Genomic DNA, 14,003 nt, shown 5'->3' with positions numbered 1-14,003 from the left:
CGGCGGTCAGGCCGGCGGCGGAGCCAGCCGGACCTTCAGCGCCTCGCGGACCACGTCCGGCACGTGCGGCGTGACGTCACCGCCCCACTTGGCCACGTCCTTGACCAAACTGGACGAGAGGAAGGAGTAGAGCGGATTGGTCGGCATGAACAGCGTCTCGACCCCGGCCAGACCGATGTTCATCTGGGCCATCTGCAACTCGTAGTCGAAGTCGCTGACCGCTCGCAGGCCCTTGATGAGCACGGTCGCCCGCTGCGCCCGGCAGAAGTCCACCAGCAGGCCACGGAAGGACTCCACCCGGACGTTGCCGTAGGAAGCGGTCACCTCGCGCAGCATCTCGATGCGCTCCTCGACGGTGAACAGGCCACTCTTCGACTGGTTGACCAGTACGCCGACGATCACCTCGTCGAACAGCCGGCTGGCCCGGCCGACGATGTCGAGGTGACCGTTGGTGACCGGGTCGAACGAGCCGGGACACACCGCACGTCTCATGATCGGCGACCGTACCAAAGAGTAGTTTCGCCGTACCTGCGACTACGCTGGCCAGTGACGCCTTCCACCCAATCGACAGGTCCGCCACGGCTGGATCGCTCCACCACCACCAATGCCTCCGGTGCCAGCCACCCCCCGTCCACGAGGGCGGTGAGCATCGCCCGTACGCCGTCGTCGGACAGCGCGTACGGCGGGTCGGCGAAGACGACGTCGTACGGGTCACCCTCCGGACCGGCGGCCAGGACGGTGCCGACCTTGCCGGTGACCAGTCGCGCCGAGGAGCCGACCCGCAGCGTCGTCAGGTTCTCCCGGATCACCCGGGCGGCACGCGGGTCCGACTCGACCAGCAGCGCGTGCGCGGCTCCCCGTGACAGCGCCTCCAGGCCGACCGCGCCCGAGCCCGCGTAGAGGTCGGCGAAGCGGACACCGTCGAGGTCCAGCTCCGCCTCGATCGCGCTGAACAACGCCTCGCGTACCCGGTCGGAGGTCGGTCGGGTGCCGGCGCCGGCCGGGGCGGTGATCCGCCGGCCGCCGAGGCTGCCGGCGACGATGCGGGTCATCGTTCGCTCCTGCTCATGCCCTCGACGCTACGCGACGCCCGACCGGCGACCGGCACGACGCACGTGATCCTCCGCACCCATCCGAAGACCTTCCGTATATGGGAGATCACGGATTAACAACATCATCCTTAGCTCCGCATGAAAACTATGGCCGACCAAGCCTGATCGCTAATGTCTGCCGGGTGTCGGAACGGATCGGCCTGTCCGTCGCCGACGATGCTTCCGGTTCCCCCACTCAGGAGTAGACGTGAACCGTCTGAACTTCCGGCGCGTCGCGGCAGCCGCCGCTGGTGTGCTGATCGGCCTCGCCGGTGTTGCCGCCGTCGCCGCCCCGGCTAGCGCTCACCACCCCATCATCAAAGGTGTCGGCTGCAAACTGACGGACGGCACCGTCAAGGTCGAGTGGACCGTCACCAACAGCGAGCGGCACTGGGTCGCCACGGTGGCCGCCGTGCAGACGCCCTCCGGCGCCCCGGTCACCAACATCGTCGTCGGCGCCGAGGTGCCGAAGGCGGGCGAGGGCGCGCTGGTCGGCGAGCAGATCGTGCCGGGCGGCCAGCAGGCCCACCTGACCGTCAAGGCGGTCTGGAAGAAGAACCGGAACACGGTCACCAACACCCAGACCGGTAAGGCCCGGATCGTCGGCAAGTGCGCGGAGCCCGAGCCGACGCCGGAGCCCAGCGAGAGCCCGGAGCCGAGCGAGAGCCCCGAGCCCACCGAGAGCCCCGAGCCGAGCGAAAGCCCGGAGCCCACCGAGAGCCCCGAGCCGAGCGAGAGCCCGGAGCCGACCCCGACGCCGACCGGCGAGCCGGTGGTGCCGGAGCCCGGTGAGCCGACCTTCGAGCTCACCGAGACCTGCGACGAGCTGACCTTCCTGATCAACAACCCGGCCGACGGCGTCCCGTTCTCGATCACCCTGACCTCGGAGAAGGGCGCGACCAAGACGCTGGAAGCGGTGCCGGGCGAGACCACCTCGGTCACCTTCGACGCGTACCCCGGTCTGGTCGTCACGCCCAGCTACGAGGACGAGGACGGCACCGTCGAGGGCGAGTCGGTGGCCTGGGAGCAGCCTGAGGGCTGCGGCAACGGCGGAGGCGGCGGCCTGCCGGTCACCGGTGCCGCCACCGGCGGCATCATCGCCGGCGCCGCTGTGCTGCTGGCCGCTGGCGCGGCGCTGTTCGTGGTGACCCGCCGACGTCGGGTGCGCTTCACCGCCTGATCCTGCTGAACCGACCTGATCCGAGGGCGCGTCGACCTGCTGGTCGACGCGCCCTCGGCGGCTTCGATCCGGATCGTCGCCAGTCCGCAGAGCCGGTCCAGTTTCCCGGACAGGTCACCTCTAAAGTGGACATCGATGCGTAAAGCCGCCAGGTGTTCACTCACCGTATATCAATGATCTCGCATTCATAACATCATGCTTAAGGCCTGCTGAGGGCTGTTTCGGTTCTCACGATCTCGCTAGGGTCTGCCCGGTGCGGCGTCTTCGCCGCCGGCCATCGGCACGGGAGGCACCCCCCAGGCGCGGCAACGTGCCGCCAGCGCCGTCCGTCCCGCCCGCGCCGACCCAGACGCTCTTTCACCCCGGGAGTACGCGTGATCCGACCCAAGCTGTCGCTGCGGCGACCGCTGGCTGTCCTGGCAGCCGCCCTCATCGGCATGACCGGCGCAGCAGTGGCGGCAACCCCGGCCGCCGCCCACCACACCACCATCACCGCCACCGCCGTTTGTGACCAGCTCAGCGGCGAGCGGGTGATCACGTGGAAGGTGGTCAACAGCGAGCGGAATACCGCCGCCACCGTCAAGAAGGTGACCGCCGAGCCGTCGACCCCCGTCACGGTGCTCGTCCCGGGTGCCGATTCCGTCGACCTTCAGGGTGTGGCGATCCCCCGAGGCGGCTCCGTCCAGGCCGTGCAGCGGGTGCCGGGCGCGACCACGAGCGCCAAGCTCGTCGTCGAGGCCCGCTGGGACAACAAGCGGGAGAAGACGAACGAGGGCAGCATCAACCTCGCCGCCGACGCCGCCTGCAACCCCGCGCCGAAGTGTGTCGACGCCAGCCAGGCGAAGTACAGCCACACCTTCGACGGCCCGAAGGGCACCGCGACGGTCAAGCTGGACGGTGACCTGCCGCTGTGCGGCGACGCGAAGCAGTACTTCACCCTGGTGTCGTACTTCGCTCCGCGCCCGCAGTTCGCCACCCCGCAGTACGTCTTCGGCGAGCCGGACAGCGACTTCCTCGGCGCCGGCCAGACCGAAATCGAGCTGAACGTCGGTGTGCCGGACTGCCACACCCAGGTCGACCTGATCTGGGGCGGCGTCGACGAGGTCATCGACCCGCTGGTCGAGGACGGCCCCCGCTACGGCTCCAAGAAGCTGGGCGAGAAGAGCGCTCCGGGCAACCGCTCGTCGGGTCCGCAGGGTTGGTACAACGGTGGCAGCAAGAACTGCACCACCCCCGCGTCCACCTTCGCCTCCGCCTGCGACGGCACCGTCACCGTCTCACTGAGCAACGACGGCTCGATCTCCAAGTACCCGGTCGAGTTCGAGGTGCGGGGCGAGAACGGCTGGTCCAAGAAGGTCACCGTGGAGCCGGGCAAGGCGGACAACGAGACTGTGGTGCCCGCCGAGCACGCCGGCAAGATCGAGGTCCTGGTCGAGGGCAAGGTCATCGAGAACGGCACGTACTCCTGGGAGCGTCCCGAGGAGTGCCCGCTGCCGACGGTGACCGCCGACGCGGACTGCGAGACCTTCGGGCTGACCGCCTCGAACCCGGAGGGTGGCATGCCGGTGAAGGTGGAGTTCACCTACGGCGACAAGACCGAGACCCGTACCGTCGCCCCGGGCTCGGCCGAGAAGGTCAGCTTCCCGGCCGGTGACGAGGAGACGGCGCTGGTCGTCCTGCCGGAACTGGGCCTGGAGCTTGAGGTCGTCTACGCGCCCGAGGGCTGCGGCGGCGGTGGCGGCGGCGAGGAGCCCCCGGGCCTGCCGGTGACCGGTGCCGCGGCCGGTGGCATCGCCGCCGGTGCGATCGCCCTGCTGGCGCTGGGCGCGGTGCTGTTCGTGATGGCACGGCGGCGGCGGATCCACTTCACCGCCTGACCTGAGCTGAGCCGGTCCGCCCCGGTCGCCCCGTACCACGGGTGACCGGGGCGGTTCGTCTGTCGGCACCGGGCGACCGGAGCGGGCCGAACCGTGGACCAGCGGACGGAGGCAGTCAGCCCTTTTCGAGGTACTCGGCGCGATCGGCGTCGACCAGCGCGGCGACCGAGGCCGCGAGCGCCGGGTGCCGGACCAGCTCCGGATCCTCCTCGATCAGCGCGATCGCCTCCGCCCGCGCGTCCCGGATCAGGTCCGCGTCGCGCAACAACGACAGCAGGCGCAGGTGCGAACGGCGGCCGGACTGTGCCGCGCCCAGCACGTCGCCCTCCCGGCGCTGCTCCAGATCCAGCTCGGCGAGCTTGAAACCGTCGGTGGTGGAGGCCACCGCGTCCAGTCGCTCCCGCGCCCCGGTCCCCTCGGCCGCCTCGGTCACCAGCAGGCAGAGCCCGGGGGCGCTGCCCCGGCCCACCCGACCCCGCAACTGGTGCAGCTGCGAGACGCCGAACCGGTCGGCGTCCAACACCACCATCATCGTCGCGTTGGGCACGTCCACGCCCACCTCGACCACCGTGGTGGCCACCAGTACGTCGAGCTTCCCGGCGGCGAAGGCCCGCATCACCGCGTCCTTCTCGTCGGCGGGCAGCCGGCCGTGCAGCACACCGATCCGCAGACCGTGCAGCGGCCCGTCGGCCAGCAACGGCGCCACCTCGGTCACCGCGAGCGGCGGCCGGCGCCCGTTGTCGTCGACCGCCGGCGGCTCCTCGTCGGTGCCGGACGTGTCGTCGCCGATCCGGGGACAGACCACGTACGCCTGGTGGCCCGCGTCGACCTCCTCACGCAGCCGACGCCAGGCGCGATCGAGGAACGCGGGTTTCTCGGCGGCCGGCACCACGTGCGAGGCGATCGGTGAACGACCGCGCGGCAACTGGGACAGGGTGGAGATCTCCAGATCGCCGTAGACGGTCATGGCCACCGTACGAGGGATAGGGGTGGCGGTCATCACGAGCACGTGCGGCGGCTGCTCCGCCTTGGCCCGCAACGCGTCCCGCTGCTCGACCCCGAACCGGTGCTGTTCGTCGACCACGACCAGACCGAGGTCGGCGAAGTCGACCCCCTCGTAGAGCAGGGCATGGGTGCCGAGCACGATGCCGGCCGCCCCGCTGGCGACCTCGGCCAACGCCCGGCGTCGAGCCGCCGCGCCCAGTGAACCGGTGACCAACTCCACCCGGGTGGCGTGTTCGGCGGCACCCAGCTCACCGGCCTGCGCGAGCGGGCCGAGCAGGTCGAGCATGCCCCGGTGGTGTTGGGCGGCAAGCACCTCGGTCGGGGCCAGCAGAGCGGCCTGCCCACCCGCGTCGACCACCTGGAGCATCGCCCGCAGCGCCACCACGGTCTTGCCGGAGCCGACCTCGCCCTGCAACAGGCGGTGCATCGGATGACCGGTGGCCAGGTCGGCGGCGATCTCACCACCGACGTCGCGCTGACCGGCGGTCAGCTCGTACGGCAGCCGGCCGTCGAACGCATCCAGCAGGCCACCCGAACGCGCGGGACGGGGACGGGCGGGCGAGGCGGCGGCGTCACGCTTGCGGCGGACCAGGGTCACCTGCACCGCGAACGCCTCGTCCCACTTCAGTCGCCGACGGGCCCGGTACAGCTCCTCCCGGCTGGACGGCCGGTGGATCTCCCGTAGGGCGGTGCCGAGGCCGACCAGGTTCCGGCTGGCCCGCACCGTGGCCGGCAGCGGATCCTCCGGCGGCGCCACGGTGTCCAACACCACCCGTACGCAGCGGGCGATCACCCAGGTGGGCACCGCCGCAGCCGCCGGGTAGACCGGAATGAGCGCGCCCGCGAACTCCTCGATCTGCTCGCTGGCCGCCGCCTCGGTGTCGGTCTGCTCGCCCAGCAGGACGTACTCCGGCCCGTTGAGCTGCCGCCGGCCCCGGAACTCGGTGACCTTCCCGGCGAACAGCCCCCACCGGCCGGGCCGCAGTTCCCGCTCGCGCCACGCCTGGTTACCGAAGAAGGTGAGGGTGAGGCTGCCGCCGGAGCCGTCGCCGACGGTCACCTCCAGCAGGTTGCCCCGGCGCTGACGCATCGGGCGTACGGCGGTGCGCTGCACCTGGGCCAGCACGGTCACCTGTTCACCGACGTCCAGCGAGCGGATGTCGGTGTGCTCGCCGCGCTCGTCGTAGCGGCGGGGGAAGTGGTAGAGAAGGTCACCGGCGGTGTGCAGGTCGAGGTGGCTGGCGAGCGCCTTGGCGGTCTTCTCACCGACCAGCTTCTTCAGCGGGGTGTCCAGGTCGGACGGTGCTGCGGTCATTCGACACCGACCAGCAGCGGATGGTGCGGCTGCCCGCCCGGATACACCTGTACCTCGACGAAGGGCCAACGTGCCGCGAGGTGCGCGCGGACCGCGTCGACCAGCCCGGCCGGCGCGTCGGCACCGACGAGCAGGGTGACCAGTTCACCACCACCGCCGAGCATCCGGTCGACCAGTTCGACGCAGGTCTCCACCAGGTCGGCACCGATCAGGTTCACCTCCCCCTCGACCAGGGCAAGCACGTCGCCGGCATGGCACGGACCGGCGACGGTGAGCGCCTCGCGGCTGGCGCGGCACACCTCGGCGTACCGGCAGGCGCCGGCCGCCTCGGCCATCGCGATCACGTCGTCGGCGAAGCGGCGCCGTGGATCGCGTACGGCCAGCGCCGCCAGCGCCTGCACCGGTGAACGGGTCGGCACCACGGCCACCTCCACCCCCAGCCGGTGCGCCTCCTCGACGACCTGGTTCGCCACCGCCTGGGCGTCCGGGTCGTTGGGCAGCACCACCACCCGAGCCGCGCCGGTGGCGCGTACCGCGTCCAGCAACTCACCGACCGACGGGTTGCCGGGCACCACCACGGCCCCCTCGGCGGCGAGCAGCTCGGCGATCCCGGCACCGGCGGCCACCACCACGGCGGCCCGCCCGTCGGACAACCGGGGTGGTGCGGGCTCCGGCTGGTCGGCGAAGCGGGTCACCGAGATCTGGTGCGGTCGGCCGGCGACCACGCCCGCCTCGATGGCCGCGCCGACGTCGTTGACGTGCACGTGGACCTGCCAGGTGCCCGCGTCTCCGACGATCACCAGGGAGTCGCCGAGCGCGTCAAGCGACTCCCGCATCCGCTCCACCGCCGCGGGCTCGGCGTCGAGCAGGAACTGCACCTCGTAGGCGTACTCCTCCGAGCCGGTCTCGCGGGCGACGGCCAGTGGCGGTCGGTCCGGCGCCGGGCTGGGTGCCGGCCGCTCCGGGCTCTCCCCCGTGACCACCTCGACCAGCGCGTCCAGCAGCAGACACAGCCCCTGACCACCGGCGTCGACCACCCCGGCGCGGGCCAGCGCCGGCAACTGCTCAGGGGTGCGGGCCAGTGCGGTGGCCGCGGCGTTCGCCGCGGCCCGGGCCACCACGCGCAGCTCGTCACTGTCCGCCTGCTCGGCCGCGTCGGCCGCCGCCGAGACCACGGAGAGCAGGGTGCCCTCCACCGGGCGGGCGACCGCCGCGTACGCCGCATCGGTCGCCGTGCGCAGCGCCACGGCCAGCGTCCGACCCCGTACCTGCGGCTCGCCGGCCAGGGCGTCGGCGAGACCGCGCAGGATCTGCGCCACGATCACCCCGGAGTTGCCCCGCGCGCCGAGCAGGGCACCGCGGGCCATCAGGCGCAGCGCGTGCCCGTGCGCGGTCGAGGTGCCGTCGGCGCGGGTGTCGAGATCCATCGCGAGCGCCTGCTGCGCGGAGGTGAGGGTGAGCACCAGGTTGGTGCCGGTGTCACCGTCGGGCACCGGGTAGACGTTCAGCTCGTCGATCTCACCCTGGTGCTGCTTGAGCGTGGCCAGACCGCTGGCGCACCAGCGGCGCACAGCGGCGGCGTCAAGGGTGTCCAGCACGGTGGCAGCCTACTGGCGTACGCTGACAGTTGCCCGGCACCGGGCGGTCCCGCTTCGGCCGGTTCGCCCGCGCGCACCCGCTCGTCCCGCCCGGGTCTTGCGTGGTGACGGCGACCGAGCCCGGTTGGGCGGCCGGTTCCCCTATCGGGTACCCTGGCCAGGTTGCCCGGGCTGCGCCTGGCGGCGACTTCATGAACGTTTCAATCCCAGGAGTATCCCGTGGCTAGCGTGTGTGACGTCTGTGGCAAGGGGCCGGGCTTCGGCCACAACGTGTCCCACTCGCACCGGCGGACCAACCGCCGCTGGAACCCGAACATCCAGTCGGTGCGCACCCCGGCCGGTGGCGGCACGACCAAGAAGCTGAAGGTCTGCACCTCCTGCATCAAGGCCGGCAAGGTCGCCCGCGCCTGACGCGGTAGCAGCAGGAATCACGACCGTCTCACCGGCGGGCCCAGCTGGGCCCGCCGGTGTTGTCGTGTCCGCAGCCGGTTCGGCCGCTCAGAGGGTGCGGCCGAACGACAGGCAGCCGGGCTCGTCGGCGTAGAAGCCGAAGTTGGGGATCCGCTCGTAGCCGGCCGCCTTGTACAGCGCGATCGCCTCCGGCTGCCGGTCGCCGCACTCCAGGATGAGCCGTCGGCGGCCGTGCTCACGAGCCGAGCGTTCGATGGCCGCCAACAGCGTCCGCGCCACCCCTCGTCCCCGGGCCTCCGGCGCGGTGTACATCCGCTTCAACTCGGCGTCGTCGCCGTGACTGCGCCAGCCGCCGCACCCCACCGGCTGCCCGTCGAGCCGGGCCACCAGGAAGGCCCCGGCCGGTGGTACGAACTCGCTCGCGTCGATCGGCGTCTCGTCGCCGCTGCCGCCGTACCGGGACGCTAGGTCGGCCAGGGTAGCGGTGATCAACCGCTGGGCCACCGGGGAGTCGAACGGCACCTCGTGGATTTCGATCTCGTGCACCCGTGCAGGGTACGACCCGGTCGACCAGGCACCGCCGGGTGGCCTGCGATCAGCGGAAATGGTCCCATCCGGGCGGGCCGTCGAACGGTCGGCCATCCACCGTCACACCGGAGCCCTCGGCGACCCGGCCGATCTGCCGCCACCCCGGCGGCAGGGCCGTCGCCGGGGGGAACGTCGCGGCCAACGCGTGGTCGTCGCCCCCGGCCAGCAGCCAGGCGTACGGGTCGACGCCGAGCGCCTGCGCGGCGTCACGCATCGGCGACGGCACCTCGAAGGCGTCCCGGGCGATGTCGACGGCCACACCGCTGGCCTTCGCCACGTGCCCGAGGTCGGCGAGCAACCCGTCCGAGACGTCGATCATGGCGGTGGCACCGAGCCGGGCGGCCTGCGGTCCGGCCGAGTACGGCACCTCCGGCCGCCGGTACGCCTCGACCAGCAGCCGGGGCGTACGGAAGCCACGGGAGAGCACGGTGAACCCGGCCGCCGCGTGCCCGGTGCGACCGGCCAGGGCGAGCAGGTCTCCGGGGCGGGCACCGGCCCGGGTCACCGGTGACCGACCGCCCAGGTCACCGAGCGCGGTGACCGCGATGGTCAGCGTGGGACTGGCGGACATGTCCCCGCCCACCACGCTGGCCCCGACACCGGCCGCCTCGGCGCCGATCCCGTCGGCGAGTGCCTCCATCCAGTCGGTGTCCACGTCCGCCGGTACGCAGAGCGCCACCAGCAGGGCAGTCGGTTCGGCACCCATGGCGGCCACGTCCGCGAGATTCGCCGCCGCGGCCCGCCGACCGATGTCGTGTGCACCGGACCAGTCCCGGCGGAAGTGCCGCCCCTCGACCAGCACGTCGGTGGTGGCGACCACCCGGGCGTCCGGCGCGGCGACCAGCGCGGCGTCGTCACCGGGTCCCAGCAGCACCGTTGCGCCGTACGACAGCCGGGCGGTCACCCGGTCGATCAGCCCGAACTCCCCGATACCCGCGACGCTCACGCCGACACCCCGCTGCGCCGCAGGTCGTGAAACGCCCCCGCGCTGAGCCTGATACTGCACTCGCTCACTGCTTCTCCTTGGCCACCGATAGGGATCTGCCCTGGTCCGTAAGGTACTTTCTCCCTTCGGGCCGCCTGGCGGCGGCGACGGGAGGGAGGTCGAGCGTGGTACAGGCGTACATCCTCATCCAGACAGAGGTCGGCAAAGCACGTGACGTGGCCGGGCACATCGCGGATCTCACCGGCGTGGTCCGGGTCGATGCGGTCACCGGGCCGTACGACGTGGTCGTGCTCACCGAGGCGAACACCGTCGACGAACTCGGCAAGCTCATCGTCAGCAACGTGCAGATGGTGCCCGGGATCACCCGCACCCTCACCTGTTCGGTGGTGCACCTGTAAGTGGACGAGCACGTGGGATCCTCTGTCGCCCAGGCCGACCGCCCGGAGACGCCGGCAGCCGACCGTACCAACCGCAGCGCGGCTCTGATCGCCACGGCGGTGGCGGTGCCGGTGGCCCTGCTGGTGGGAGCGCTGGCGCTGGGCAACCTCTCGCCGGACGAACCGGCCGCCGCGCCGCAACCGTCGGCGACCACGCCCGGTCCGGTCTCCACCGCGCCGGTCGAGATGGCCGCGCCGCAGCTTGCCGAACGTCCGGCCGTCGTCTGCCGCGCTCTGTTGTCGCAGCTGCCCGACTCGTACCGCGACCTGCCGCAACGGCCGGTCAGCGCCGGGCCGGAGCAGAACGCCGCGTACGGCGACCCGGCGATCACCATCGCCTGCGGCGGTGACGAGCCCACGTTGGAGCGCGACGACCACCTCTACCTGGTGAACTCGGTCTGCTGGTTCGCGGTGGAAGGGCCCGACGCCACGGAGCTGACCACCGTCGACCGGGAGACCCCGGTGACCCTGCGGGTGCCGCACTTCTACGGCGAGGCGTTGCAGTGGGCCTCCCCGGTCTCCGCCACCATCGTCGAGTCGGTCCCGTCGTCCGACTCGGCGCCGGCCGGCTGCACCTCCTGAGGCACCGGCACGGCACCACCCGGCGGCCCTCCTGCGGCACCGGCCACGCGCCGCCCGGGGCGAGGGTCAGTACTGCCCGGTCCCCCGGGTCAGCGCGGTACGGATGAGCCGATCGACCAGCTTCGGGTACTCCAGCCCGGCCGCCGCCCACATCCTCGGGAACATCGACGTCGGCGTGAAGCCGGGCATCGTGTTGATCTCGTTGAGGTACACGTCGAGGTCGGGCGTGACGAAGAAGTCGACGCGGGCCAGACCGGCACAGTCCAGCGCGGTGAAGGCGCGTACGGCGTAGTCGCGTACCTGCCGGGTGACCGACTCCGGCAGATCGGCCGGGATGTCGTACTCGCAGGCGTCCTCGGCGTCGATGTACTTGGCCTCGAAGTCGTAGAAGTCGTAGTCCCCGACCACCCGGACCTCGGCGAGAACCGACGCCTCCGGCGCGCCACCGGCCTCGCCCTCCAGCACGCCGCACTCGATTTCCCGACCGACGATGGCCCCCTCGACCAGCACCTTGCTGTCGATCTCCCGGGCGGTGGCGACGGCCGCGTCGAGATCCGCCCAGTCGTTGACCTTGGTGATGCCGAAGGAGGACCCGGCCCGGGAGGGCTTGACGAAGACCGGCAGGCCCAGACGTTGCCGGTCCGCCTCGCTCAACGTCATGCCGCTGCGCAGCACCGCGTACGGGCCGACCGGGATCCCCTCGGCGACGCAGAGCTTCTTGGTGAACTCCTTGTCCATCGCGGCGGCCGAGGCGAACACCTTCGCGCCGACGTACGGGATGCCGGCCATCTCCAGCATGCCCTGGATGGTGCCGTCCTCACCGTAGGCGCCGTGCAGCACCGGGAAGACCACGTCCACGTCGGCGAGCGCCCGGGGGCCCTCGGCCGGGTCGAGCACGAGCAGCCCGCCGCCGGTGGGGTCGGCCCGCAGCACGACGTCGGTGCCGGATTCCGCGGTGATCTCCGGCAGCCGTCGGGCGTTGATCGCCAACCGGCCCGGGTCGTCGCTGGTGAGCACCCACTGGCCGGCCCGGGTGATACCCACCGGCACCACCTCGAACTCGTCCGGGTCGAGCGCGCCGAGCACGCTGCCGGCACTGACGCACGAGATGCCGTGTTCCGGGCTGCGGCCGCCGAAGACGATCGCCACGCGGGTCTTGCCTGGGGTGGTCACTGCGGTCACCTTTCCGGGACGCACTGCTGGCGCTCTCCCGGATGACCTTACTGTGCGTGGCGGGTACGGGTAGCCGATACCCTGCGGCAACGCGCGTCAGCCGCAAACGGTCAATCGGTGCTATACGGAACGTAATCGCACAGCGTCGGCTGAGTCAGCCCGCCAGCTCCCGTTCGCCGTACGCGTGCCGTCGACCGATGGCGAGCACCTTGACCCGCTGCCGACCGGCCCGCACCATGCCCAGCGCCATGAAGGCCCCGGCGATCCGCTCGGCTGCCTCGCGGCTGCTCGCACCAACCACCTGACGGCGACGCTCGGGTGCCAGCCGCTCGTTACGACCCTCCACCTCGTACGGGCGGACGTCGGTCAGCACCACCAGAAACCGTGTCATCGCCGGCCGTCCCGGCGCTCGCCGAAAATCCGCTGACCAGTTCGCACGTCGATTCCCTTCCGGTGGCCGACCAACTGGCGCGGCACGCGGCGGTCAGGTACGGGGGAAAACCCGACCGCCGCGCGCCCCATCCCCTCCGGTCGCTCACCACCACCGTCGCCACGACAACCGGCGGTGAGGACGCGTTAACAGATTGACACCTCCACAGGCGTGAATGCAACTCTCACTGGCGTTCTCTCATGTACAGATTCCCAAATACATGCGACCATCTATGCATGGCTCCGAAGACAGCCCGCGCCCGTCGGCTGGGCATCGCCCTGCGCCACCATCGGGAGGCCGCCGGCCTCACCCTGGAGACCGCAGCCGACGAGATCAACAGCACCCGTAGCACCCTCTCCCGCTACGAGAACGCGCAGACCCTGGTCAGTCCGGCCACCGTGCGGGCCCTGCTCACCCTCTACGGTGTCTCGGCGGAAGAGGTCGCCGCCGCTGTCGAGCTCGCCAAGGACGCGCGCAAGCCGGGCTGGTGGGTGTCCTACTCGTACCTGCTCGACCGGCGCACCATCGACTTCATCGCGCTGGAGGCCGAGGCGGTCGCCATCGCCAACTTCGAGCCGTCGGTGGTGCCGGGGCTGTTGCAGACCGCCGACTACATCCGCGGCGTGATGCGCGGCGGGCCACACACCCTCAGCGACAGCGACGTCGAGGAACGGGTGCGCATGCGGCTGGACCGGCAGCAGCGCATCTTCGAGGATGAGCCGCCGATCTTCGACGCGATCCTCGACGAGGCCGCCCTGCTCCGCCCGGTCGGTGACCACTCCGCGCAGCAGGGCCAGCTAGGCCACCTGCTCAAGATGAGCGAGCTGCCGAACATCACGGTCCAGGTGATCCCGCTGGCCGCCGGCTACCACCGGGGCACCCGGGGCTCACTGCACATCCTCGAATTCGCCGACCCGGAGGACCCGATCATCGCCTCCGTGGAGACGGTGGCCGGGCAGATGATCCTCGACCGTCCCGGCGAGCTGCGTACCTGCACCAAGATCATGGAGCACCTGCGCACCGTCGCACTCAGCCCGACGGCCAGCCGCGAGGCAATCTTCCAACTCCTGAAGGGACGGTAATGCGATGACACCGACGACCAACGCGGTGGTGACCGTGACCGGGTGGCGCAAGAGCAGCCACAGCGGCGACGAGGGCGCCTGCGTCGAGGTGGCGGTCGCTCCCGGCACGGTCGCCGTACGCGACTCCAAGGACCCGCACGGCCCGCTGCTGATCTTCCCGCCGTCGGCGTGGACCACCTTCGCCCAGGCTCCACCGACCCGCTGAGCCCCCGGAGCAAACCGCACCCCCAGTGCCGCTGACCGGGCCGGTAAGGGCACCGCCGGCCCGGTCAGCCCCTCCGGCTACCG

At 71.5% G+C, this 14,003-nt stretch carries 15 protein-coding genes; 7 read left to right on the top strand and 8 right to left on the bottom strand.

Annotated elements, in window-relative coordinates; all coding sequences use genetic code 11:
* Positions 1-6: 6 nt before the first annotated feature.
* Both coaD and rsmD read right to left on the bottom strand, forming a co-directional pair.
* Positions 7-492, bottom strand: coding sequence for a pantetheine-phosphate adenylyltransferase (gene coaD / locus ACLQ2S_RS04000; protein WP_155215775.1), 486 nt, complete (start codon positions 490-492; stop codon positions 7-9).
* Positions 489-1,052 (bottom strand): 16S rRNA (guanine(966)-N(2))-methyltransferase RsmD, encoded by a 564-nt coding sequence (gene rsmD, locus ACLQ2S_RS03995; protein WP_155215777.1) that lies wholly within the window; start codon positions 1,050-1,052, stop codon positions 489-491. The genes coaD and rsmD overlap by 4 nt, the downstream gene beginning before the upstream one ends.
* A 247-nt stretch (positions 1,053-1,299) precedes the next feature.
* On the opposite strand from rsmD, the gene ACLQ2S_RS03990 reads away from it, so the two are divergent.
* On the top strand, positions 1,300-2,271 hold the full coding sequence (locus ACLQ2S_RS03990) for an LPXTG cell wall anchor domain-containing protein (protein ID WP_196222480.1): 972 nt from the start codon (positions 1,300-1,302) through the stop codon (positions 2,269-2,271).
* A gap of 374 nt (positions 2,272-2,645) precedes the next feature.
* Positions 2,646-4,148 (top strand): cell wall anchor protein, encoded by a 1,503-nt coding sequence (locus tag ACLQ2S_RS03985; RefSeq protein ID WP_425701134.1) that lies wholly within the window; start codon positions 2,646-2,648, stop codon positions 4,146-4,148.
* Positions 4,149-4,263: 115 nt separating this feature from the next.
* Here ACLQ2S_RS03985 and recG read toward each other — a convergent pair whose 3' ends face one another.
* Together recG and ACLQ2S_RS03975 are read right to left on the bottom strand one after the other, a co-directional pair.
* Complete coding sequence (recG, locus tag ACLQ2S_RS03980; protein WP_425701133.1) at positions 4,264-6,468, bottom strand: ATP-dependent DNA helicase RecG; 2,205 nt, start codon at positions 6,466-6,468, stop codon at positions 4,264-4,266.
* Positions 6,465-8,066: a DAK2 domain-containing protein gene (locus ACLQ2S_RS03975; RefSeq protein ID WP_425701132.1), complete on the bottom strand. Its 1,602-nt coding sequence runs from the start codon at positions 8,064-8,066 to the stop codon at positions 6,465-6,467. Before ACLQ2S_RS03975 ends, recG begins: the two co-directional genes overlap by 4 nt.
* A gap of 219 nt (positions 8,067-8,285) precedes the next feature.
* Here ACLQ2S_RS03975 and rpmB point away from each other — a divergent pair, with 219 nt between their 5' ends.
* The gene (gene rpmB, locus ACLQ2S_RS03970; RefSeq protein WP_093401721.1) at positions 8,286-8,477 is read left to right on the top strand and encodes a 50S ribosomal protein L28; all 192 of its coding nucleotides are present in this window, start codon (positions 8,286-8,288) and stop codon (positions 8,475-8,477) included.
* A gap of 87 nt (positions 8,478-8,564) precedes the next feature.
* Here rpmB and ACLQ2S_RS03965 read toward each other — a convergent pair whose 3' ends face one another.
* Both ACLQ2S_RS03965 and ACLQ2S_RS03960 read right to left on the bottom strand, forming a co-directional pair.
* Complete coding sequence (locus ACLQ2S_RS03965) at positions 8,565-9,023, bottom strand: GNAT family N-acetyltransferase (protein ID WP_309222874.1); 459 nt, start codon at positions 9,021-9,023, stop codon at positions 8,565-8,567.
* Positions 9,024-9,072: 49 nt separating this feature from the next.
* On the bottom strand, positions 9,073-10,011 hold the full coding sequence (locus tag ACLQ2S_RS03960; RefSeq protein WP_425701131.1) for a thiamine-phosphate kinase: 939 nt from the start codon (positions 10,009-10,011) through the stop codon (positions 9,073-9,075).
* A gap of 164 nt (positions 10,012-10,175) precedes the next feature.
* Here ACLQ2S_RS03960 and ACLQ2S_RS03955 point away from each other — a divergent pair, with 164 nt between their 5' ends.
* Entirely contained in the window at positions 10,176-10,409 is a 234-nt protein-coding gene (locus ACLQ2S_RS03955; RefSeq protein ID WP_309222876.1) for an Lrp/AsnC ligand binding domain-containing protein, read from the top strand.
* Positions 10,410-10,421: 12 nt separating this feature from the next.
* Positions 10,422-11,030, top strand: coding sequence for a DUF3515 family protein (locus ACLQ2S_RS03950; protein WP_309222877.1), 609 nt, complete (start codon positions 10,422-10,424; stop codon positions 11,028-11,030).
* Positions 11,031-11,096: 66 nt separating this feature from the next.
* Here the strand turns inward: ACLQ2S_RS03950 and ACLQ2S_RS03945 are convergent, their stop codons facing one another.
* Complete coding sequence (locus ACLQ2S_RS03945; RefSeq protein WP_309222878.1) at positions 11,097-12,203, bottom strand: D-alanine--D-alanine ligase family protein; 1,107 nt, start codon at positions 12,201-12,203, stop codon at positions 11,097-11,099.
* Positions 12,204-12,357: 154 nt separating this feature from the next.
* A complete protein-coding gene (locus ACLQ2S_RS03940) occupies positions 12,358-12,594 on the bottom strand; it encodes a hypothetical protein (protein WP_155215785.1) in 237 nt (78 codons plus the stop codon).
* Positions 12,595-12,869: 275 nt separating this feature from the next.
* On the opposite strand from ACLQ2S_RS03940, the gene ACLQ2S_RS03935 reads away from it, so the two are divergent.
* Positions 12,870-13,715, top strand: coding sequence for a helix-turn-helix domain-containing protein (locus ACLQ2S_RS03935; protein WP_425701130.1), 846 nt, complete (start codon positions 12,870-12,872; stop codon positions 13,713-13,715).
* A gap of 4 nt (positions 13,716-13,719) precedes the next feature.
* Entirely contained in the window at positions 13,720-13,920 is a 201-nt protein-coding gene (locus ACLQ2S_RS03930) for a DUF397 domain-containing protein (protein ID WP_155215789.1), read from the top strand.
* Positions 13,921-14,003 lie beyond the last annotated feature (83 nt).

The organism is Micromonospora sp. DT48 (assembly GCF_049844495.1).
Taxonomy (GTDB): Bacteria; Actinomycetota; Actinomycetes; order Mycobacteriales; family Micromonosporaceae; genus Micromonospora.
The sequence above is the reverse complement of the archived record's forward strand: the minus strand, read 5'-3'. Positions and strand labels throughout refer to the sequence as shown.